The sequence below is a fragment of the Acidimicrobiales bacterium genome, from assembly GCA_033344915.1.
In the GTDB taxonomy this organism is placed as follows: Bacteria; Actinomycetota; Acidimicrobiia; order Acidimicrobiales; family Aldehydirespiratoraceae; genus JAJRXC01.
Map to the genome: position 1 here is coordinate 620,298 of JAWPML010000001.1, position 21,243 is coordinate 641,540.

Genomic DNA, 21,243 nt, shown 5'->3' on the forward strand with positions numbered 1-21,243 from the left:
AGAGGTCAACGAGACAGTCGGATCTGGAACGCGCCGAGCGAACCGAGCACGCCGTTCTCGAGCAGTTCGGGCGGCAGCGTGGCGTTCGGCAGGAGATAGCCGCTGACCTGGTCGAGGGGCGAGGAACCGTTCGGGAGGGTGAGCGTTCCCGACGCGCTGCCCGGCGTGTAGACGGTGCTGCAGCCGCTCCCGTTGCAGCCGAAGAACATCCCGTTGAGGAACACGGCGCGGAAGCTCTGGATGTGGAGGTTGCCGCTGTTGCCGCTCGGGAACGAGTTCTCCCAGAACTGGGGCACGGCGCCGTAGCGGGCCGAGCCGGTGATGTCCGGTTCGTTGTCGCCGTCGGCGTCGATGTCGAACAACGGGGCGAAACCGACGCCGGCCTGGAAGTCCGCGAAACACGTCTCCATCTGCGTCTCGGCGGCGGCATATCCCGCGCCGGCCACCGTGGAATCGAAGCTCTCACGCGTGCAGGTCGGCGGGACCGTGACGCCCTTGCCGTAGGGGATGTACTCCCAGAGCGGCGTGTCGTCGACGTAGTAGAGGTTCCCCTGCTGGCGAAGCGTCTGAGTCGGGCCGCTGCCTCGGGTGAGCCGGCCCGGGAAGTAGGTGCCCTGCACCGTGTCGCCCTCGACCATGCCCTCCCACAGGCCACCGCTGATGCCCTGGAAGGTGCTCAGCGTGTTGGGGCCGAACGGCTTCGCACAGGTGTCGATCACCTCGGTGCCGGCGTACGGGCGAATGAAGTGATCGAGGCCGACCGACAGGTTGACGGTGAGCTGGTCGGTCTTGTTCAGGTTGCACGTGATGTTCTCGGTGCCGTAGGCGGGGTTGCCCCACTGGGCGACCTCGAGCGCACCGAAGTTGCCCGACGCCGAGCCGGTGCACGGGGGAACGGCGGTGCCGTTCGTGGAGGAACGCATGCAGATGTTCGAGCCGGTCGGTGCGGTGGCGAGCACGGCGAACGGCAGCACGCCGCCGACGCCGTTGATCGTGAGCTCGACCTCGGCGAACGCGCCGGCGGAGAAGCTCTCGATGCCGAGGACGGACGCGAACGCCGTCTCGACCTCCTGCTGGGGTACGACGACGCGATAGAGCCCGAGGCCGTCGAAGCTGATGCAGTCGGTGCCGTTGCCGAGCACCTCGCCGGTGAACAGCAGGTGATCGGGGTCCGAGCACGAGGTCCAGAGGGAGATCCACTCGGCATCGCTGTAGGGGGTGCTCAGGTTGCTGCGGATCAGCGCCGCGGTGGCCTCGGAAGCCGTCTCCATGCCGTTGGCGAGATCCAGCGCGCCGCCGAGGGCGCCGGTGTCCGCCGCCGTCTGCGCGTCGCGACGTTCGCTGAAGAGCAGGCCGAGGTCGACGGCCATCGCCGACATCGCCATGAGCACGGTGAGACAGATGGCGAACATCGGGAGTGTCGCTGCGCGGTCACCGCTGCGGTTCTCGTGCGTCACGCGTGCTCGACGGTTCACGGGCATGCCTCCTTGGTCGTCGCGGTGAAGGTGGCCGCCTGTTCGAGCCGCACATCGACGACGCTGGTGAGCGTGCGACCGCTGAGCCAGGGGTCGAACACGCCGGTGACCGGCTCGGCCGGCGCCTCGATCGTGAACGTGACCAGGTCACCCACCGACGTGCCCGCCGAGGTGTCGATGGTGACCGTGGTGTTGGTGGCCACCTCCATGCGTTGGCAGGTCGCGGCGACGATCTCGGATGCCTGCGTGGAGCCACTCGATCCGGTCGTGGCCTGATAGTTGACGGCGGCCAGTCGGGCCCCCTCGCGCGCGCCCTGGCTGACGTCGAGCTTCTTCCCGAAAAGCAGGCCGAACTCGACGACGCCGAACAGGAGCATGAGGAGGAGTGGCGCGACGATGCCGAATTCGACGATCGCCGCGCCGCGATCGCTGGTGAGTCGAGCCCGCTTGCGGTGAGTCATGTCGTGCCGGAAAACGAGGTCCGAACGTCGTTCGATATGGGCCGGATGGCCCAAAGTTTCCCGGGTGTCGCCTCAGTCGAGACCAACCTGCGCCGAAGAAGTGTGCATGGCCCGTGTGCGACACCTCCGATCGACTCCGGTCACCACATTCGACGTCGCCATCGCCCGGGCCCGCGACGGCGATGCGGCGGGCTTCGACTGGCTCTTCGGCGCGTTCAATCGCCAGCTCGCGGGTTTCGCCCGTGCGCGTGGCTGTACCGATGTCGACGCCGTCGCCAGCGAGACACTCGCCCGTGCGTTTCGTCGCGTCGACAGCTTCGACGGTGACGAGGCCGCATTCCGTAGCTGGCTGTTCGCGATCTGTCGGAACATCGTCATCGACGATGCGCGGGCGGAGGCCCGCCGCCCCCAGGCGGCCGCCGGTCGGAGGCTCGGTGGCTTCGCGGCTGTCGACGACGTCGAGGAGGCGGTCGTCGCCGAGATGAGCGACCGGGCCGGGGAGCTCCTGGCCCTTCTGACGGTCAAGCAGCGCGACGTCCTCAGTCTCCGCGTCATCGGTGGCCTGTCGATCGCCGAGGTGGCCGATGCGATGGACCTCCCGGAGACGGCAGTCAAGGCGCTGCAGCACCGCGCCCTGCGAACGCTCCAGAAGAAAATGTCGCTCGCACCCGTATCGGCAGGTGAGGAGTTGACGTTCTCATGACCGTGCCCACGTCCATCGTGCGAGAAGCGCTCGCTGATCCAGAACTCGACGAGGGATGCGCTCTCGTCCTGGACGAGGTGCTCCTCGCTCTCGTTCCCGACCGTGACATCAAACCGAGCCCAGAGCTGGCAACGTTTCTCTCGGACGTCGCCTCGCCCGCAGCCGCGCCCGCTTGGCGGCCCACCCGAAGCCGGGTGGCTGCCGCAGTCGCAGCCATCGGCGTGAAGACCGCGCTGGGCGCCGGCCTCGCTGCGGCGGCGGTTGGTGCCGATGTCGCGGGCCTGGTCGAGGTGCCGGTCGTGCACGAGATCACGGAGATCCTGTCGGCCTCGCGCGAGGTTCCGGACACGCCCGAGAGCGACGTGCCGGCGCCGGAGCCGCAGGCCCCCGAGGTCGACGCGCCGCCGACGGAGCCGGAGAGCTTCGTCGTGCCGACGTCCACTGAGGCGCCGATCGCGAGTGATGAGGCAGCCGAGTCAGGTTCGCCGGGCAACAGTGGTGATGCGGGTCCGCCGGAGTCGCCGGGCAACAGTGGTGATGCGGGTCCGCCGGAGTCGCCGGGCAACAGTGATGACGCGGGTCCGCCGGAGTCACCGGGCAACAGTGATGATGCGGGTCCGCCGGAGTCGCCGGGGAACAGTGATGATGCGGGTCCGCCGGAGTCGCCGGGCAACAGTGATGACGCGGGTCCGCCGGACCACGCGGGTCCGCCGGAGTCGCCGGGGAACAGTGATGACGCGGGCCCGCCGGAGTCGCCGGGGAACAGTGATGACGCGGGTCCGCCGGACCACGCGGGTCCGCCGGAGTCGCCGGGGAACAGTGATGACGCGGGTCCGCCGGACCACGCCGGTCCGCCGGAGGACGCAGGTCGTCCGTAGCGAATCGACGGCCGACCACGGAGAGTGACACACTCGCCGCCATGATCCGCCGTTGGAAACTCGCCGTCGGAGTGCTCGCCGCAGCCCTCGTCGCCACTGCCTGTAACTACGTCTACGCGCCGTTCCTGGTCCGCGTCGACGGCGCGGTGGTGGTGACCGGCGCCGACCTCGGCATCGGCAACCTGAACCTCGCCACCGACCGGGGACTCGCCTACCGGTGGGACGCCGACGCCGCGAGCTGGGTTCAGATTCCTCTCCAGGTCGACGAGCGAATCGTCGTCGACTTCGGCGCCAAGCCCGGCAACAACAACGCCCCCGCGTCCACGGGCACGATCTACGGTTCGACCGCCATCGGACAGACCGTGCTGACGTACGCGGATCCGAACACCTGGGTCGGCCCCGACGACGATCTCACCATCGACGACAACGACGAGATCGTCTTCCTCGCGCGCGACGCCGGACCGCAGGCGCCCGCCGGCACCCCCCACCCGGCCGCGGCGATCGGTGGGCTCGGCAAGGAGATCGTGCTCGTCGATCCCGACGGCGGCACCGCGGGCTACGTCTACCTGTTCTACGGCGGCGCCGGCGTCGACTCGTCGGCCGGCGTCGACCACGTCACCTACACGTTCTCCCTCGACGCCGGCACGTACAAGGACGACTACCTGCGGGCGGACGGCCCGAACCCGGAGAGCTCCACCGTCGTGACGGACAACTACACGATGACGTTCAGCGATCGCTGGATCACCGACGGACTCTCGAGCAACTGGGGCACGGGTGTCGACATCCTCGACGGTCACAAGTCACGCTTCTCGTTCCTCACCTGCGCGCGCTCCAACGCGACGTTCGCGAACGCCGAAGGTGCGTTCATCGCGAACATCGACGGTCCGATCCGTGCCATCCGCGCCTACATCGGGGCCAACAGCGGTCCGCTCACCCAGCGAACCGAGGTGTTCTACGAGGATCGTTATGAGCAGATCACCGACCTCCGGGTGCACGCGATCGGCGGGGTGATGTCGTACTGGGACTGGAGTGCGGCCGCGAGCGGCATGACCTACGGCAACAGCGAGCTCGCCGCCCCGGTCACGATCGACGGGTCACCCGACACGGTGCCCGCGGCCGTCCCGACCTGGGAGTACATCGAGGGCGCGCCGGGCGACGTCACCTTCGCGGGCACGTTCAGCGGCACGTTCGTGCCGACGCTCGAGCAGGTCTACGTGGACGACACGACGCCGTCGTTCTCGGAGTGCTGGGGTGACGGCGACTTCTACGGCGCGACCGGTCAGGCGATCACGAACGCCATCCCGAACACCGATCCCGCCCTCGGCTCGTTCGACACGTTCCAGGCGCATTCGGTGGCGGCCTTCTGGCCGACGAACCTCGACATGAGCGTGTGGGCGCCGGTGTGGGCGGCCGAGGCGTTGCAGCCGCTCGACGCGACGATCAGCGACTTCTAGGCGAGCGTCTCGGTGAGCCGGCGGAAGCCGGTGCGCCAGTCGACGGCGCAGGGGCCGAGGACGGCGCGTGACCGTTCGGTGTCGATGATCGCGCTCGGGATCGTGTGGTCCGTCGGAGCGAACGTCGGCTCCGGCGCGCCGGCGATGTCGCACATGTAGCGGGTCCATTCCTCGACGGACACGACATCGTCGCTGCCCCAGTTGAGGATCGTGGCCGGGGTCGTCGCGGCCTCGAGCAGGGCCGGGAGCTGGCTGATGATGTCCTCGTGGTGGATGACGTTGTAGCGGCTGCCGTCCGTGTGCACCGGAATCGGCTGGCCGCCCTGGGCCATCATCAGATGGAAGATCGGCCACCCACCCTCGTCGCCGTAGGGCACGCACAGCCGGGCGATCGTGGTGGGCAGGTCGAACGCCTTCGCGGCGAAGCTCGCGACCGACTCGGCCGCCGTCTTCGCCGTCGAGTAGGTCGGCATCATGTACTGGTGATGGTCCTGCCCGAGCGGTGAGTCCTCCCGCATCGGCTCGCCGCCGGTCGGCGCATAGACCGCCGTCGAGGAGCAGTGCAGCACGCTGTGTGCCCCGCGGCAGTGCTGCATGAGGAGCCCGACCGCGTCGGCATTGGCGGCGAGGTCCTTGTCCCACCGGCCGGTCTTCGTGACGGCGAAGTTGAGGAGCGCGTTGACGTTGTCAGGGACACCCGTGAAGTCAGGGTCTGTCAGATCAACGCCATGGCAGATGACGCCAGCGGCTTCCATCTCTTCGCGGGCGGCGGGGTCCTTGAACCGGGCGATGCCGTGGACCTCGTTGCCCTGGGCCGCAAGCGCCTTGGCAACGGGCTTTCCGACCTGGCCTGTGCAACCGGCGAGAACGTAGGTACTGCAGTTCGACATTTGTGCCCTCGATCTTCGATGGTCTTCCGACGCTAGCTCCGCCCCTCACGCGTCGAACCAGAACACCGTTCGAACTGCGTCGACATCCGGTCGTCGTTCGAGCTTCACGAGATCGACGAGCACCGGCATGAAGGAGCGGGCGATGGAGTTGCGCTGTTCGTGCCACGTCACCGGTACCTCCAGTGCTTTCCGGAAACTGTGGGCCCGGACAGCCATCCAGCCGCGCGGGACATGCTCGATCCCCCACTGCGCGACGTGTCGCCGAGCCGCATCCGGGTCGAGGTGGCGCTTTCGCACATTGCCATCGCTAATGAGTAGGGTCCGGCGCTCCTCCTTCGCGTTCCAGTCGAAGCTGAGCACTTCTTCGAAGCCAAGCCAGGTCGTGTGGAGTGGCTCAGGGTCGGCGTGGTGGAACGCGGCCACCTCGTCGGACACATCCACCGGGAGACCTCGCGGACCTTTGCCGTGTTCAGTAGCACCTCGCTCTTCGATCAGGTCGAGCACTTCGAACGCCGAGTCGTTATTGGTGTCCCACCAGCTACGCGGGAACTCCTCTGGGAGGTCCGGCGCTTCTGCCACCTCAAGCTCTCCTAGCGGGTCATCGACGCTGGATCGCCGAAGAACGCAGCCCCACTGTCCGCGCTGCTGCACCTCGACGGCAAAGGTGATGCCGATGCTCACCGGGACTCACCAGCACAAGGTTCCGCTTTCGTGACGGCGAAGTTCAGCAGGTGGTCGAGTTCGGTCGGCACCGTCGAGAGGTCGGGGCTGATCAGGTCGACGGCATGGCACGTGACGCCTGCGGCCTCCATCTCTTCGCGAACGGCCGGGTCCTTGAAGCGAGCGAGGCCGTGGACGTCGTTGCCCTGCGCAGCGAGTGCTTTGGCGACGGGCTTGCCGACCTGGCCGGTCGCGCCGGCGATGACGATGGTGTTGTCGGGCATGGTGACGGTCTCGCTTCGTTCGGCCTGCTCTCTTCCTAGCCCACGTCACCCGCGAGAACGCCCCATCCGTCAGTACGGGTAGGAGCCGATCTCGATCGAACGGAGCGAGCCATGTTGGACGAAGCAGTGGGTGAGACCCGTAGCACGGCCGGACGAGAACCAGCGGTGGCGATCGCGTGCGGGGTGCTGGCCGTCCTTGCCGCGGTGTGGGCGTTCTGGCTGGTCATCCCGGCAGTGGTCTTCGGGCTGGCGGCGGTGTTCCTTGGACTGCGAACCCGCCGGCGGGGCAGTCGCGAAGCGGGAAGCGTTGCCCTGACGCTCGGCATCGTCGCCCTTCTCGTGCTGCCTTCGGTGATTCTCATCGTCGATGGCGAGTCCGACTATGCCCGCAACTGTGCCCTGAACCCGACGGATTCCGACTGCTGATGCGACCGGCGTCGGCCATGATGTCGGCGTGCTGCGCCCCTACCAGCCCGAAGACCTCACGGCCCTCCTCGAAGCGTGGATGGCCGCGTCACGCGTCGCTCACCCGTTCCTCGACGACGCGTTCCTCGAACGGGAGCAGCGGATGATCGGCGAGGTGTTCCTTCCGGCGTCCGATGCGACGGTCGCGGTGGTGGACGATCGCGTCGTCGGGTTCATCTCGCTGCTGGACAACGAGGTGGGCGGCTTGTTCGTGCATCCCGATCACCAGGGCGACGGCCACGGCCGGGCGCTCATGGATCACGCTCGGGCGTCGCGGCCGTTCCTCGAGCTCGAGGTATTCGAGGCGAACGCGATCGGCCGACGCTTCTACGACCGCTACGGATTCTCCGAAGTCGGCCGTGGTGCGGATACGGACGCGGGGTTCCCGGTCCTCCGGCTGCGATTGGAGTGACGTCGGGTGAGTGTCATACCCCTTCTCTATGATGCGAACGTATGTTCGATGGTGATGCGGGTTTGGCACAACTGAACGAGACCCTCGACACACTCGATCGCGAGTGGGTGTTGGGTTCGGCCCGTGATGCGGCGGCGGTGTTGGCGGGGTTGGAGTCGGTGGCGCGGCGGGTGCGGGCGGTGCAGACCCGGGTGCTCGACGAGGTCGACCGGTCCGGCGTGTATGTCTCCGATGGGCATGGTTCGGCGAAGGTGATGGTGCGTCATTGCGGCCGACTGTCGCCGGGCGCAGCGGCGGGTCGGGAGCGTGGGGTGCGGATGTCGCGGGCGTTGCCGGAGGTGTTCGACGCCTTGCGGGCAGGGTCGTTGGGGGTCGATCAGTTCGATTTGTTGGGTCGGGTGTGGGCGAACCCGCGGGTCCGCGAGGCGATGGTGGATGCTCAGCCGTGGTTCCTGCGGATCGCATCGCGGTTGTCGTATGCCGATTTCGAGATCGAGGTGCGCACTTGGGAGCGCTACGCGGACGAGGACGGGCCCGAACCGGCCAACAGCCGATCGCACGAGTTGCGGGATTTCTCGTTGGTGCAGGACCCGATCGGGCTGGGGTGGACGTTCGCCGGCGGCACCGGCGCGATGCAAGGCGCCCAGATCGACGAGATCTTCGAGCACTATGTCTCCGCGGAACGGTTGACGGATTGGGAGAAGGCCCGCGCCGAGCATGGCGATGAGGCGAACCTGTCGCATCTGCCCCGTAACGAACGCCAACGCCGCGCCGATGCGTTCTGGCGGATGTGTCACGACGCGGCGGCGAACCCGCACTCGGTCGTGCCCGACATGGTCCACAACATCGTCTGGAACCAACAAACGTTCGAACACGCCGCGGCCCGTCACGCCGGCACCAACCCCGAACCCCTCGACCCGACCGATGTCGTGTGCCGCACCCTCGACGGCGCACCGCTGGACCCGACCGAAGCGTTCGCGACCGTGTTCCTCGACCGGCTGCGCCGCGTCGTCATCGACGCCGCATCCGTCGTCATCGATCTCGGCCGGGCCCGCCGCTTCACCGGCGGCGCCCGCCTCGCCGCCCAACTCGGCGACACCCACTGCCCCTGGCCCGGCTGCACCGTCCCCACCACACAATGCGAGATCGACCACAGCATCGACCACGCCCACGGCGGCGACACCAACCCCACAAACGGCGGCCCCTACTGCGGCAAACACAACCGCTGGAAACAGAAAGGCTACGCCGTCTGGCGCGACCCCCAAGGGGTATGGCACACCTACCGACCCGACGGGACGGAAATCTGAGTCGAGCGGGCGGGGCGCGAACTAGCGGGTGCGCGGGAGGCCCAGGTGACCCTCCGCGACCAGATTGCGGCTGATCTCACTCGTCCCGCCGTAGATGGTGGTGACGGGGGAGTGGCGCAGGTTCTCCTCGATCCGGCCGCCGAGGTGGGCGTCGTCGTTGTGATGGGTGAGGAGCCCCTCGGCGCCCATGAGATCGTGGAACTCTCGGCAGTGCCGCTTGTAGGACTCGGAGGCGAAGAGCTTCGTCATCGAACCCTCCACGCCGAACATCTCACCCTCCTCGGCCAGTGCGGCGGTGTGATAGGCGAAGCCGCGACACACCTCCACGTCGATCAGGGCGCGCATCAGCTTCTCCCGCACGGTGGGGTCGTCGATCGGGCGGGAGCCGTCGGCCCGATGGTGGGTGCGGGCCCAGTCGAGGGCGGCGTCGATCACCGGGGGAGACGGGAACTGGCCGCCGGCGATTCCCCGCTCGTACTTGAGCGCCGTCTTCATGACGGCCCAACCGCCGTCGACATCGCCGACCCGCCAGTGGTCGGCGAGCCGCACGTCGTCGTAGAACGTGGCGTTGGACCGCTCCGTCGCCATCGTGGGAACGGGCTGGATCTCGATGCCGGGCATGTCCAGCGGCACGAGGAAGAACGTGAGTCCCTTGTGCTTCGCGACGTCGGGGTTCGTGCGAGTGAGCAGGATCACGTAGTCGCTGATGTGGGCGAGGGTGGTCCACATCTTGGCCCCGTTGATGACCCACTCGTCACCGTCACGGACGGCCCTGGTCTGGGCCGCGGCGACGTCGGAGCCGGACTCCGGTTCGGTGTAGCCGAAGCAGCCGAGGGCCGAGCCGTCGAGAAGGGCCGGCACCACCACCTCCTTCAGATGGTCGCTGCCGTGTTCGAGCAGGATCGAGGCGACGACGATGGACACGGCCATCGCGTCGATCGGCGCCCGGGCGAGCTGGAGCTCCTCGTTGAGGACGACCGATTCGAGCGCGCTGCGCCCGCCGCCGCCCAGCTCGGCGGGAACGGGTCCGGCGATCCATCCCTTCTCGGCCATCGCCGCGTGGAGGGCCGGCGCGTGGTTCGTGCCGTCGTGGGTGGCCGTGATCATGTCCTCGGTGAGGTTGGTGGCGAGGAACTCGCGGACCTCGTCGCGGAAGGCATCGACCTCGGGCGGGAAGGAGAAGTCCATCAGGCCGCCGCTCTGGGGATGCCAATGGGCCCGAACTCGGCGTCGGCCAGCCGCGCGTACTCCAGGGCGGGCTCGCCGAGCTGGAGCAGCCAGGCCGAGGCGCGGCGGTGGTAGAGCTGGATGTCGTACTCCTCGGAGAAGCCGTAGCCGCCGTGGTACTGGAGCGACCGGTCGGTGGCGAAGCGGGCGGTCTCGGCGGCGAACAGGAGCGCCATGCCGGCGAGCCGGGCGCGATCGGGCTGGGCGGACGCCATCGCCCAGACGGCACGGTGGGCGAGCAGGTGGGCGCCCTCCAACCGGGTGGCTGCGTCGGCGAGGCCGTGCTGCACGGCCTGGAAGGTGCCCACGGGCACGTCGAACTGGATCCGGTCCTTCACATAGTCGACGCCGAGCTCGATTGCGCGACGGGCGAGGCCGCAGTAGGCGACCGCCATCAGCGCCCGCCACTCGTCGAGGGCCTGCTGCCAGTCGCCGTCGCGGTCCTCCCACGAGGATCCGCCGCTCGCCGCGATGCTGCGGTCGGCCAGGGGCAGGTCACCGGTGTTGCGGGGGCCGGTTCCGGGGGCGGCGTCGGCCGTCGTGACCACGAGGGATCCACTGCGAGCCACGACGAGATCGGCGACGGCGCCGGCGGGCACGAGCCGGAGGCGGCCGTCCTGCGCAGGCCGCAGGGCGATCGTCGCGATCTGTTCGCCGGCGACGACGGTGTCGATGTCGGCGCCGAGCCGGTGCAGCAGCCGGGTGGCCACGGCATGTTCGACGAGCGGGACCGGGGCGAGGTGGGCGCCCCAGCTCTCGACGACCACGGCGAGGTCCGACAGCGACGCGTCACCACCGCCGGCCGACGCGGGGACCGCCATCCCGGGCGCGCCGGTGGCCGCGAGCTTGTCCCACAGCGATCGGTCGAATCCGCCGGGTTCGGCCGCCCGCACGACCTCGATCGGGCTCTCGTTGGCGAAGAACCCGTCGAAGACGTCCTTGACCGCGGCTTCGTCCTCGCTCAGTCGGGTGCGCATGCCGCCAATGATGGCGCGGATCGGGTCAGTCGGCAGAAGTGGCGCAGACCGCCGCGCAGATGCCGGTGAGCCGATCGCGGTCCAAACGGAACCAGGCCCACTTGCCCCGCTGCTCGCGTTCGAGGATGCCGACCTGGGTGAGCTGCGACAGGTGGTGGCTGACGGTCGCCTGGGACCGGCCGGCCGGTTCGGTGAGGTCGCACGCGCAGGCCTCGCCGCTCTCCGTCGCTGCGATGAACGACAGCAGCCGAAGCCGGACCGGGTCCGCGAGCGCCTTCAACATGACGGCGAGCTCCTCGGCGTCGCTCGCGGAGAGGGGGGACGCCTGGAGCGGCGTGCAGCACGGAGCGGACAGCGAGATTTTCATGAGAAACATATTGACATACATCGATACGTTCGGCAAGGTTGCATTCGACAGACATATCGACCATCATCGAAATGAACCCAGGAGACATCAATGCGTCTGCAACTTGCCCTCGACGTCAGCGATCTCGACGAAGCCGTCGAGTTCTACACGAAGATGTTCGCCACCGAGCCGGCGAAGATCCGCCCCGGCTACGCCAACTTCGCGATCGCCGAGCCGCCGCTCAAGCTCGTCCTCTTCGAGAACAAGAACGGCGGTGGCACCATCAACCATCTCGGCGTCGAGGTCGAAGAGGCCGCCCAGGTCAGCGATGCCGAGGCTCGCATCGCGAGCGCCGGCATCGAGACCACCGGCGTCGACGACACCGTCTGCTGCTACGCGGAGAAGAAGGAGACCTGGGTCGAGGCCCCGGACGACCTCCGCTGGGAGTGGTACGTCAAGACCGGCGACGCCGAGCAGATGAACAACGAGGTCGTGAGCGTCGCGGCCGGCGACGGTCCGCCCTGCTGCGGCTGACCGGCACCGCTACTTGGGAATGTCCTTCCAGGACTGGTTCTTGTCGTAGCCCGGCTCGCGGGGGAGCTGGAGCGACCGTTCCCCGATGTTGTTCTTGAGGACCTGGTCGGTTCCGCCGCCGATCGAGATCGAGTAGCGACCCATCAGCTCCGCCTGGGCCCAGGCGATCTGCGCCGCGGTGTCGTCGTCCGCCAGGGCGGCGGTGCCGGCGGCGCCGACGATCGCCATGGCGAGATCGCCGGCGAGTCGCTTGTTCGCCGAGGCGCCGAGCTTGATCAGGCCCGGGTCCATCGGCGGCATTTCCCCCCGGCGCACGGCCTGCTGGACCTGTTCCCCCATCCAGCCGGAGATGCGCTCGCGGCTGAGGTAGCGGACGAGGTCCTGACGGATGATCGGGTCGTCGGCCACGCCCGCCTGTTCGGCGAGCATGCGGAGCTTGGCGCCGGTCGGCGTGCGGGTGCCGGCGATGAAGGCGGACTCGTTCGAGAGGACGGTGCGGGCCGGGCCCCACCCCTCGTTGACCTCGCCGACCACGTTGGCGACCGGGATGCGCACGTCGTTGAAGAACACCTCGTTGAAATGGGCCGACCGGTTGATCTGGACGAGCGGGCGCACCTCGATGCCGGGGGACGACATGTCGACCAGGATGAACGTGATGCCCTTGTGCTTGGGCAGGTCCGGATCCGTGCGGACCAGCATGAATCCCCAGTCGGTGAACTGGGCCGAGCTGTTCCAGACCTTCTGGCCGTTGACGACGAACTCGTCGCCGTCGCGGACGGCCTTCGTGCCGAGCGACGCGAGATCGGAGCCGGCACCCGGTTCGGAGAAGAGCTGGCAGAACGTGAGCTCCCCCGAGAGCAGCTTCGGGATGAACTCCTGCTTCTGTTCCTCGGTGCCGTGACGGAGCAGGGTCGGGCCGAGCATCGCGATGGTCGCGCCGGGGAAGCCGATCCACTCCTCGTACTCGCCGGCGATCTCCCGCTCGATCCGGGTCATCCACGCCTCGCCGCCGCCCCCGCCGTACTCCGCGGGCCAGGCGATGCCGGAGTAGCCGGCGGCGTGCAGGGTGCCGAGCCACTGCCGCGAGTTCTCGAAGTGGCTCCGCGCCGCGTCCGGGTCGATGTGGATGTTCGTGGCCCACGGGTCGTCGGGCTGCTTGGGCGTGGCGTTGGCCTCGTACCAGGCGCGCACCTCCGCTCGGAAGGCTGCATGCTCCGGGGGCTCGGCGGTGTCGCTCATCGTCGCCGAGTCTCGTCGTCGCAGTGTGATCGACGCCAACCCGGCCCGCCTCTACGATCGCCCCGTGACCGAACCGGCATCGATCGAGGACCGGCTGGACCGGCTGGAGTCCCTCGAGGAGATCCGCCAGCTTCCCGCCAAGTACGCGCTCGCCCTGGACATGCGCGACATGGACGCGATGGTGGGGCTGTTCGAGGAGCACGTGCGGGTCGGCAAGGGTGCCACGGGCCGCGAGGCGCTGCGCGACTACATGGACACGACGCTGCGGAGTCCCTTCACCGGCACCGCCCATCACATCGGCGGCCACGTGATCGAGTTCGACGACCGGGACCACGCCCACGGTGTCGTGTACTCGAAGAACGAGCACGAGACGCCCGTCGCCGACGGCGAGGACGAGTGGGTGATCATGCAGATGATGTACGTCGACGACTATGTCCGCGAGCACGGCCGGTGGTTCTTCCGGCGTCGGCTGCCGCTCTACTGGTACGCCACGGACCTCAACCGGCCGCCGACCGGCGAGCACAAGATGCGCTGGCCCGGCACCGAAGCCGCCGACGGCACCTTCCACCAACTCTTCCCGAGCTATCGGGAGTTCTGGGAACGCGAGGGCGCGCCGGAGGGGCCCGTGCCGCCCCCGGCCCCGCTCGACGCGTTCATCGAGACCATGCGGCGCGGCGAGGCCGCGCCCCGGGTGAAGGTGAGGGCCGAATGACCGACTCCGAGCGCTATTCGACCGAGTCGGGCGAGGAGGACATCGAGCGGGTCCGGCTCGGCATGCTCGCCGCGGCGCGGGATCCGAAGACGTTCGCCCTGCTCGACCGGGTCGGCATCGGGGCGGGCATGCACGTGCTCGAGCTCGGAGCCGGGGCGGGCACGGTCAGTGCGTGGATGGCCGACCGGGTCGGGCCCGATGGGCGGGTGATGTCCACCGACATCGACCTCCAGTTCCACGCGGACGTGCCGGCCAACGTGATCGTCCGCCAACACGACGTGGAGGCCGATTCACTGCCCGCCGAGCACTTCGACGTCGTCCACGCCCGGGCGGTGCTGCAACACGTGCCGAGCCGTGCCGCGGTGATCGAGAAGCTGCTCGCGGCGACGAAACCGGGCGGCTGGCTCGTGCTCGAGGACGGCGTGTTCCTCGGATTCGCCGAGCAGGACCTGCCCGAGCCCTATGCCGGCCTCCACCAGATCGTCGCCTCGGGGGCCATGAACGAGTGGCACGACCCGAACTACGGGCTCCAGATCCTCGGACGCCTCCGCGAGCTGGGGTGCACCGACCTCGATGTGGTCGGCGACGTGTGGGCGATGCGTCCGGGTGAGGCGGGCGGCGAGTGGTGGTTCCTCGCCCTCGAACGGGCGTTCCCCCGGCTGGTCGAGGCCGGGTTGGCCACCCAGGAGGACGCAGATGCCGCGCTCGCGCAGGTGCGAGCGCCCGGCTTCGTGATGGTGTCCACGACCTCGCTCGCGACCATCGGCCGCAAGCCCGTCTAGCGCGCGACGAGGCTGCGCACGAGCGAGTCGCAGGCGAGCTGGAGCAGCTCTTCACGCGTCTCGCCGAAGAAGATCTGGGGACTCAGGGCGAGCCGTTCGGCCGTGCCGACGCACCCGGCCCAGAACCAGGTGACCCGGTACTCGTGTTGGATCAATTCGATCCCGTCGTTGGCGGCCGCCCGGTCGAGCAGTTCGTCCGCCCGCTTGCCGAGCTCGAGGTAGGTCGCATCGACGCCGGCGGCGATCTCGCGGTCGGTCCGACCGGTGCTCGCCTCGGCGAACTCCAGCTCGTAGCGGCCGAGGCGTTCGTAGAGGTCGGTCACCCAGTCGAGCATCAGCCGCACCGTGGCGGGGAACGACTCCGTGGGCACGCGCTCGATCAGATCGAGTCCGGCGCGGATCTCATGAGCCATGAGTTCGCCGAAGATCTCGTCCTTGCCGGAGAACCACTGGTAGACGGCCCCGGTGCTCACCCCGGCCCGGGAGGCGACGGCGCGGATCGACAGTCCCTCCCAACCGGATTCCTCGAGGATGCTGGTGGCCGCGGCGAGCACGTCGCGACGTCGCCCGTCCCGATCACCCCGCGCGGTCGGGGTCGGGGGGTCGCTGAAGGGGTCGGGCTCGCTCATGTGCGCCTTTCATCGCGGCGCAGCGACCGTAAACCACGGGCCCACCGCCAGGCCAGCCCGTGTCAGCCGCCGCGGGCGGCCTCGATCGCCGCGTCGACCGTGGCCTGCTCGATCCCGCAGTCGAGCGCGGCCTGGATGACCGGGACCAGCGCCTCGTCGGGGTAGTTCGGCGGATCCAGTGCGGTGACGAGGGCATCGAGGTCGACGCGGTCGCCGAGCACCGATCCGGTGCACACCGCCCGCTGCGGATCGGCTCCAGCCCCCGTGAGCAGGCCGAAGAGGACGCTGGGCACGAACTCGGTTGGCGGGTCGGTGCCGAACTGGGAGACGTCGATCACCTCGGGCGGCTCGTCGGGGTCGGGCACCGTGGTCGTGGTCGTCGTGGTCGTGGTGGTCGGGAGGGCCACCGCGGTGAACTCGCTGGTCGCGGCGTTGCCTTCCTCGGTGTCGGCGCTGAGGAACAGGGCAAGGCCGACGGCCACGAGCACGACGCCGCCGAGCGCCATCGACGGCCCCGGCCGGTCCGCGAGCCGCACGCCGTGGCCGGCGGACTCGGAGGAGACGGGGGCGACGCCGACCAGGCCCCGTGTGTCGGCCCAGACGAGGAGCGGCGGCATGACGATGAGCGCCGAGAGCAGGGCGACCGCCACGTTCATGGTGACGATCAGGCCGAAGTCGGACAGGAGCGGCAGGGCCGAGAAGACGAGCACCCCGAAGCCGAAGATCGTGGTCAGCGCCGAGGTGAAGAAGGCGCGGCCGGTCCGGGCCGAGGCCCGATCCGTGGCCTCCTGTGGTGACAGGCCCCGCTGGCGTTCCTCGAGATAGCGCCCGAGGATGAGCACGCTGAACTCGGTGCACGTCGCGATGACGAGCGGTCCGCTCACCGTGGTCAGCGGACTCAGCGACAGGCCGAGCACGGCGACGATCACCGAGGACATGCCGACCGCGAGCAGGACGGGCGTCATCGCGAGCAGCGCCCGGATCGCGCTGCGATGGCGGATCAACAACCACAGACCGGCGACGACGAGCGCGAGGTAGGTCAGCACGGCGCGGTTGGCCGAGAGGTTCTCCAGCAGGCCGACGCCGACGACGGCGAGCCCGGCCGGGACGGCCTTCACGGCCTGGTCGCCGGGTTCGAGGTCGACGACCAGGATGGAATCGGACGGGAGGTCGAGTTCGGCGATGCGGCGCTCGAGGTCCGCCTGGATCTCCGCGACGAGGATCGCGTCGTCAGCGAGGGGTGCGGGGGCGAGACGGAAGTTGACCTGCGTCGCCGTGCGGTCGTCCGCCACCAGGGCGCGATGGATGTCCGGGGGCATCACGTCGATCAGGAGCTCGAGGTCCTCGGCGCGGGGCGCAACCGGAGTCGCTCCCTCGATGTTGATGATCTTGGTCATCGTCGACACCATGCTCGAGCTGTTCGCGACGCGGAGTTCGTCCGGTGAGTCCCAGGTGCCGATGAACCCGGCGAGCATGTCGGCGACGGGTTGAGCATTGATGTTGTTCGCCTCGATCAGGATGCCCAACGTGCTCTCGAAGTTCGTCTCCTCCTTGAGGGTCTCGAGGTCCCGCACGGTCTGGGTGTCCTGGTTGACCCAGCGCACCGGATCGCTCTGGATCTCGAACTGATCCTCCAGCGCGATGCCGGCGATGAGCACGCCGACGGACAGCACCATGACGGGGACGACCGCCTTCTGCGGCAGACCGCCGAGCTTCACGATCGCCCGTTCGACGCGGGTGGGCTCGGTGAGCGACGTCGTTCGCGCCTTGTACTCGCGAATGCCGAGGATCGCGGTCGGCACGACGATGCCGATCACGAGGATGACCACGATGCCGACGGCGAGCATGACGCCGAAGTCGCGGATCATCGGCACGAGCGAGATGCGCAGCACCAGGAACGCGAGCACCGCGCCGACCGTGGCTGCCCCGAGCGGCGGCCCGAGGTTGGCCAACGTCTCGCGCATCGGGTGGTCCTCGCGATCGAGCACCACTTCCTCCTCGACGCGGTTGTGCACCTGGATCGCGAAGTCCACGCCGAGCCCGATGAGGATCGGCAGACCCGAGATGGTGACGAGGGAGAGGTCGATCCCGGCGAACCCGAGGATCGAGAACGTCCACACGACGGCGATCAGCACCGCGAGCAGCGGGAGCAGCCGCCAGCGAACCGGGAAGGCGATGAGGAGGACCAGCGCCATCAGGGCGAACGCCGCGGCGCCGAGCGTGAGCATGCCGCCCTGGAGGTAGTCGTTGATGTCCTTGAGGAAGACGGGGGAGCCGGTGGTGATCGCGCTCCACCCCTCGAGCTCGGCCGTCTGCATGATCGCCAGCACCTGCTCGGTGGCGGACGAGAGCGTGTCGAGGTCGGCGTTGCCCTCGATGACCACGCCGCCGACCGCGGTCTGCTGGTCGGGGAAGGTCGACCGGAGGCTCGCCCGCAGCGTGCGGTCCTCGACGGGCGGGCCGGTGACGTCCGTGCCGTCGCGCACGAAGTCGGTGTTGTCGTAGAGCAGGAACTCGACCCAATCGCGGTTGCCGAGATCCGCGTCGCCGGCCGCGCCGAGCCGGAAGAGGGTGGTGGACAGGTCCTCCGTGCGCAGGGCCTGCGAGTCGGGATCGGGGTCGTCCTCGAGTGCGTGACGGAGGCCGGCGGTGCCGACGCCCTCGTCGATGATGCGGCTGCTGAAGATGACGGAGGTGAGCGGGGTGATGACCGAGCTGACCTCCTCGATCTCGCGCAGCTCGGCCTCGATGCGGGCGAGTTCGGCCCGGTTGGCATCGGAGAAGAGGTCGGGGACGATCGCGTCGTCATCCGCGGTGAACAGGAGGATGACGGCCTCGCCGCCGAACTGCTTCTGGAACTCGACGTTGTCGAGCGCCTCCTGGCTGTCGCGGTTCAGGTAGCTGTCCTGGCCGGTGGCGAACTCGATCCTCCCGGCCCCGATGGAGAGAACGCCGGTGATCACCACCACGGCTCCGAGCACCAGATACCAGTACTTGCCCAGGTTCAGGCCGAGCGATCGCCAGATGCGTTCCATGCGCAGAGACTGACACGGATGGGCGCGCGACGCCCGGCCGAGGGGCGCTCGTGTGTCACTCCCGACCGCAAGTAGGGCACAATCGGATCCATGAGATCTCCCAACACCGCCTACATCGTCGATGCCGTCCGCACGCCCACGGGCAAGCGCGGCGGAGGGCTCGCCCATCTCCACCCCGCCGACCTCGGCGCCGCCGCGATCTCGGCCCTGATGGAGCGCACCGGGATCGACCCGAACGCGGTGGAGGACGTCATCCTCGGCAACGTCGATTCCGTCGGAGGCCAGGCGGGTGACATCGCCCGCACGAGCTGGCTCGCGGCCGGGCTCCCGGAGGCGGTGCCGGGCACGACGGTCGATCGCCAGTGCGGCTCCGGCCAGCAGGCGATCTCCTTCGCGGCCATGGGGGTGATGGCGGGCGTGCAGGATCTCGTGGTCGCCGGTGGCGTCCAGCAGATGTCACAGATCCCCATCAGCTCGGCCATGACGCTGGCGAGTGAGCTGGGATTCGACGATCCCTTCTCCGGCTCGACCGGGTGGGTGGATCGCTACGGCACCCAGGAGGTGTCGCAGTTCCGCGGCGCCGAGCTGATCGCCGAGAAGTGGGACACCAGCCGTGACGACTGCGAGCGCTTCGCCTTCGAGAGCCACGAACGGGCGATCCGGGCGATCGACGAGGGCCGCTTCGACGCCGAGATCGTGCCGGTCGGGGACTGCACGATGGACGAAGGCCCTCGCCGGGGAGGCTCACTCGAGAAGATGCAGCAGCTGCCCACGTTGGTCGAGGGCGGTCGGCTCACCGCGGCGTGCGCCAGCCAGATCAGCGACGCGTCGGCCGCGCTGCTCATCGCCTCCGAGCAGGCCCTCGAGGACCACGGCCTGACCCCGCGGGCCCGCATCCACCACATGTCGGTGCGGGGCGACGATCCGATCTACATGCTGTCCGGCCCGATTCCGGCGACGGCCTATGCGTTGGAGAAGACGGGCATGTCGGTGGACGACATCGACCTGTTCGAGTGCAACGAGGCCTTCGCCCCGGTGCCGCTGGCGTGGATGAAGGAGCACGGCATCCCCCACGAGAAGGTCAACGTGAACGGGGGCGCCATCGCTCTCGGCCATCCGCTCGGGGCCACCGGCGCGAAGCTGATGACGACGCTGCTGCACGAACTCGAGCGCACCGGCGGGCGCTACGGCCTCCAGACGATGTGTGAGGGCGGCGGCCAGGCCAACGTCACCATCATCGAACGCCTGTGACCGCTTCAACTCGTGTCTGACCCCCGCTTCACCTCGGAGCCCCTGCGGCCGGGATCGGTCTCGCTGCGGCTGTACCCGCACGACACCGACGCGGTGGAGCAGATCGCGCTGATCCGTGCGCAGGCCGCGCGCGCGGTGGCGGTGGGATACGACGGCGTGATGGTGAGCGAGCACCACGCCGATTTCCCCGGGTACCTCCCGAATCCGATCCAGCTCGCCGGCTTCCTGCTCGATTCGATGCCGACCGGCTGGGCCGCGCCCTGCCCGTTGCTGCTGCCCATGAAGCCGTATGCGCTGATGGCCGAGGACCTCGCGTGGCTCGACGTCGCGTACCCGGGTCGCGTGGGCGCGGGATTCGCGGCGGGCGCCCTGCCGGTGGACTTCGAGCTCGCCGAGGTGCCCTTCGACGAAATCGTCGAACGGTTCAAGGCCGCGCTGCCGAAGGTCGTCGCCGCGTTGCGGGGCGAGGACCCGACGCCGCTCGGCGCCGATCGCGCGATTGCCCGCACGGCGGCCCATCCGATGCCGATGGTCGTCGCCGCCCAGAGCCCGGGCGCGGTGCGCCGGGCCGCCCGACTCGGACTCGGCATCCTCTACGACAGCCTCCAGACCGCCGAGGTCACCCGTCGCCTCAGCGACGTCTTCGTGGAGGCCGGCGGGACCGGTCCTCGCATCGCGATCCGGCGGGTGTGGATCGGCGATCCGCCCAACGACGAGATGGCGGCACAGATGGCGCACTACCGCAGCTACGCGCCCGAGTCGGCCATGAAGAACTGGGACGGTGATCAGCTCATCGCCGCTCCGACCGGCGCCGAGGTGGCGGAGCGGCTGGCGGACTTCCTCGATGCCGCCGGCTGTGACACCGTCAACGTGCGGATCCACGTGAAGGACCTCACGCCGGCCCAGGTCGACGAGCAGCTCGAGGCCCACACGGACGGCTTCCTGCCGGTGCTGCGCGAACGCCTCGTCGGATGAGCGGGTCGCTCGAACCCCGACCGGTCGACGAGCTGACCGGCGAGGTCCGGGCCTGGGTCGAACTCTCCGGCGCGCGGCTCGCGGGCGACCCCCTCGCCATCATCCGGGTCCTGTCCCATCAGCCCCACTTCGTGGAGCCGTTCCTGCGCTGGTCGGCCGCGCTCGCGGCGGCGCCGGCGCTCGGCGTGCGCCGTCACGAGCTGGCCTGCCTGCGCGTCGCCTGGCGTTTCGACTCGGCCTACGAGTGGGACAACCACGAGCCGATCGCCCGTGAGGCCGGGGTCACCGACGTCGAGCTCGATGCGCTCCGTCGGGAGGAGCCGTCGGACACCGACCCGACGACGTTCGGCGATGACGATGCCGCGGTCGTCGCCTTCGTCGATTCGATGGTCGCCGGTACGGTTACCGCCGAGGCCCGGGCCGACGTGGTGGCCCGGTTCGGCGCGGATGCCGCAGTCGAGTTGGTGTGGACGGTCGGGCAGTACGCCGGCCTCTCGCTCGTCGCCAACGCACTGGAGATCGACGCCGACATCTGAGCGCCCTATCA

The 21,243-nt window shown here is 69.0% G+C and carries 23 protein-coding genes; 12 read left to right on the forward strand and 11 right to left on the reverse strand.

Annotated elements, in window-relative coordinates:
• Positions 1–5 precede the first annotated feature (5 nt).
• Positions 6–1,475, reverse strand: a complete 1,470-nt coding sequence (locus tag R8F63_02930; GenBank protein ID MDW3217543.1) for a Tad domain-containing protein — start codon at positions 1,473–1,475, stop codon at positions 6–8.
• Positions 1,472–1,936 carry a TadE/TadG family type IV pilus assembly protein gene (locus R8F63_02935; protein ID MDW3217544.1) on the reverse strand — a complete coding sequence of 155 codons (465 nt, stop codon included), beginning with the start codon at positions 1,934–1,936 and terminating at the stop codon, positions 1,472–1,474. The genes R8F63_02930 and R8F63_02935 overlap by 4 nt, the downstream gene beginning before the upstream one ends.
• 106 nt (positions 1,937–2,042) lie before the next feature.
• On the opposite strand from R8F63_02935, the gene R8F63_02940 reads away from it, so the two are divergent.
• From R8F63_02940 to R8F63_02950, 3 genes are read left to right on the forward strand one after another with little or no spacing between them, the layout of a single operon-like run.
• On the forward strand, positions 2,043–2,639 hold the full coding sequence (locus tag R8F63_02940) for an RNA polymerase sigma factor (GenBank protein ID MDW3217545.1): 597 nt from the start codon (positions 2,043–2,045) through the stop codon (positions 2,637–2,639).
• Entirely contained in the window at positions 2,636–3,517 is an 882-nt protein-coding gene (locus tag R8F63_02945; protein MDW3217546.1) for a hypothetical protein, read from the forward strand. The genes R8F63_02940 and R8F63_02945 overlap by 4 nt, the downstream gene beginning before the upstream one ends.
• 41 nt (positions 3,518–3,558) lie before the next feature.
• Positions 3,559–4,971: a hypothetical protein gene (locus R8F63_02950; protein MDW3217547.1), complete on the forward strand. Its 1,413-nt coding sequence runs from the start codon at positions 3,559–3,561 to the stop codon at positions 4,969–4,971.
• Here the strand turns inward: R8F63_02950 and R8F63_02955 are convergent.
• The 3 genes from R8F63_02955 to R8F63_02965 are packed head-to-tail and all read right to left on the reverse strand — an operon-like array spanning position 4,968 to position 6,805.
• Complete coding sequence (locus R8F63_02955; protein MDW3217548.1) at positions 4,968–5,861, reverse strand: NAD(P)-dependent oxidoreductase; 894 nt, start codon at positions 5,859–5,861, stop codon at positions 4,968–4,970. The two genes, R8F63_02950 and R8F63_02955, sit on opposite strands and share 4 nt — an antisense overlap.
• 45 nt (positions 5,862–5,906) lie before the next feature.
• Positions 5,907–6,542, reverse strand: a complete 636-nt coding sequence (locus R8F63_02960; GenBank protein MDW3217549.1) for a hypothetical protein — start codon at positions 6,540–6,542, stop codon at positions 5,907–5,909.
• Positions 6,539–6,805 carry an NAD-dependent epimerase/dehydratase family protein gene (locus R8F63_02965; protein MDW3217550.1) on the reverse strand — a complete coding sequence of 89 codons (267 nt, stop codon included), beginning with the start codon at positions 6,803–6,805 and terminating at the stop codon, positions 6,539–6,541. The genes R8F63_02960 and R8F63_02965 overlap by 4 nt, the downstream gene beginning before the upstream one ends.
• A gap of 165 nt (positions 6,806–6,970) precedes the next feature.
• Between R8F63_02965 and R8F63_02970 the strand changes: the two genes are divergently transcribed.
• Genes R8F63_02970 through R8F63_02980 form a run of 3 tightly spaced genes read left to right on the forward strand, consistent with a single transcriptional unit; the run spans position 6,971 to position 8,989 of the window.
• Positions 6,971–7,231: a hypothetical protein gene (locus R8F63_02970; protein ID MDW3217551.1), complete on the forward strand. Its 261-nt coding sequence runs from the start codon at positions 6,971–6,973 to the stop codon at positions 7,229–7,231.
• Between the two features lie 28 nt (positions 7,232–7,259).
• Positions 7,260–7,682, forward strand: a complete 423-nt coding sequence (locus tag R8F63_02975) for a GNAT family N-acetyltransferase (protein ID MDW3217552.1) — start codon at positions 7,260–7,262, stop codon at positions 7,680–7,682.
• A gap of 41 nt (positions 7,683–7,723) precedes the next feature.
• Positions 7,724–8,989, forward strand: a complete 1,266-nt coding sequence (locus R8F63_02980; protein ID MDW3217553.1) for a DUF222 domain-containing protein — start codon at positions 7,724–7,726, stop codon at positions 8,987–8,989.
• Between the two features lie 21 nt (positions 8,990–9,010).
• Here R8F63_02980 and R8F63_02985 read toward each other — a convergent pair whose 3' ends face one another.
• The 3 genes from R8F63_02985 to R8F63_02995 are packed head-to-tail and all read right to left on the reverse strand — an operon-like array spanning position 9,011 to position 11,560.
• On the reverse strand, positions 9,011–10,177 hold the full coding sequence (locus R8F63_02985; protein MDW3217554.1) for an acyl-CoA dehydrogenase family protein: 1,167 nt from the start codon (positions 10,175–10,177) through the stop codon (positions 9,011–9,013).
• Complete coding sequence (locus R8F63_02990) at positions 10,177–11,193, reverse strand: acyl-CoA dehydrogenase (protein MDW3217555.1); 1,017 nt, start codon at positions 11,191–11,193, stop codon at positions 10,177–10,179. Before R8F63_02990 ends, R8F63_02985 begins: the two co-directional genes overlap by 1 nt.
• 25 nt (positions 11,194–11,218) lie before the next feature.
• The gene (locus R8F63_02995; GenBank protein MDW3217556.1) at positions 11,219–11,560 is read right to left on the reverse strand and encodes a metalloregulator ArsR/SmtB family transcription factor; all 342 of its coding nucleotides are present in this window, start codon (positions 11,558–11,560) and stop codon (positions 11,219–11,221) included.
• Between the two features lie 90 nt (positions 11,561–11,650).
• Between R8F63_02995 and R8F63_03000 the strand changes: the two genes are divergently transcribed.
• On the forward strand, positions 11,651–12,073 hold the full coding sequence (locus R8F63_03000) for an ArsI/CadI family heavy metal resistance metalloenzyme (GenBank protein ID MDW3217557.1): 423 nt from the start codon (positions 11,651–11,653) through the stop codon (positions 12,071–12,073).
• 9 nt (positions 12,074–12,082) lie between these two features.
• On the opposite strand, the gene R8F63_03005 is transcribed toward R8F63_03000, so the two are convergent.
• Positions 12,083–13,312, reverse strand: coding sequence for an acyl-CoA dehydrogenase family protein (locus tag R8F63_03005; GenBank protein ID MDW3217558.1), 1,230 nt, complete (start codon positions 13,310–13,312; stop codon positions 12,083–12,085).
• Between the two features lie 64 nt (positions 13,313–13,376).
• On the opposite strand from R8F63_03005, the gene R8F63_03010 reads away from it, so the two are divergent.
• Together R8F63_03010 and R8F63_03015 are read left to right on the forward strand one after the other, a co-directional pair.
• Positions 13,377–14,024 carry a nuclear transport factor 2 family protein gene (locus tag R8F63_03010; protein MDW3217559.1) on the forward strand — a complete coding sequence of 216 codons (648 nt, stop codon included), beginning with the start codon at positions 13,377–13,379 and terminating at the stop codon, positions 14,022–14,024.
• On the forward strand, positions 14,021–14,806 hold the full coding sequence (locus R8F63_03015) for a methyltransferase domain-containing protein (GenBank protein MDW3217560.1): 786 nt from the start codon (positions 14,021–14,023) through the stop codon (positions 14,804–14,806). Before R8F63_03010 ends, R8F63_03015 begins: the two co-directional genes overlap by 4 nt.
• Here the strand turns inward: R8F63_03015 and R8F63_03020 are convergent.
• On the reverse strand, positions 14,803–15,435 hold the full coding sequence (locus tag R8F63_03020; GenBank protein ID MDW3217561.1) for a TetR/AcrR family transcriptional regulator: 633 nt from the start codon (positions 15,433–15,435) through the stop codon (positions 14,803–14,805). The two genes, R8F63_03015 and R8F63_03020, sit on opposite strands and share 4 nt — an antisense overlap.
• A gap of 62 nt (positions 15,436–15,497) precedes the next feature.
• Positions 15,498–18,470, reverse strand: a complete 2,973-nt coding sequence (locus tag R8F63_03025) for an MMPL family transporter (GenBank protein ID MDW3217562.1) — start codon at positions 18,468–18,470, stop codon at positions 15,498–15,500.
• 90 nt (positions 18,471–18,560) lie between these two features.
• Here R8F63_03025 and R8F63_03030 point away from each other — a divergent pair, with 90 nt between their 5' ends.
• The 3 genes from R8F63_03030 to R8F63_03040 are packed head-to-tail and all read left to right on the forward strand — an operon-like array spanning position 18,561 to position 21,232.
• The gene (locus R8F63_03030) at positions 18,561–19,721 is read left to right on the forward strand and encodes an acetyl-CoA C-acetyltransferase (protein MDW3217563.1); all 1,161 of its coding nucleotides are present in this window, start codon (positions 18,561–18,563) and stop codon (positions 19,719–19,721) included.
• A gap of 12 nt (positions 19,722–19,733) precedes the next feature.
• Complete coding sequence (locus R8F63_03035) at positions 19,734–20,696, forward strand: LLM class flavin-dependent oxidoreductase (GenBank protein MDW3217564.1); 963 nt, start codon at positions 19,734–19,736, stop codon at positions 20,694–20,696.
• Complete coding sequence (locus tag R8F63_03040; protein ID MDW3217565.1) at positions 20,693–21,232, forward strand: carboxymuconolactone decarboxylase family protein; 540 nt, start codon at positions 20,693–20,695, stop codon at positions 21,230–21,232. The genes R8F63_03035 and R8F63_03040 overlap by 4 nt, the downstream gene beginning before the upstream one ends.
• The last annotated feature ends 11 nt before the right edge of the window (positions 21,233–21,243 follow it).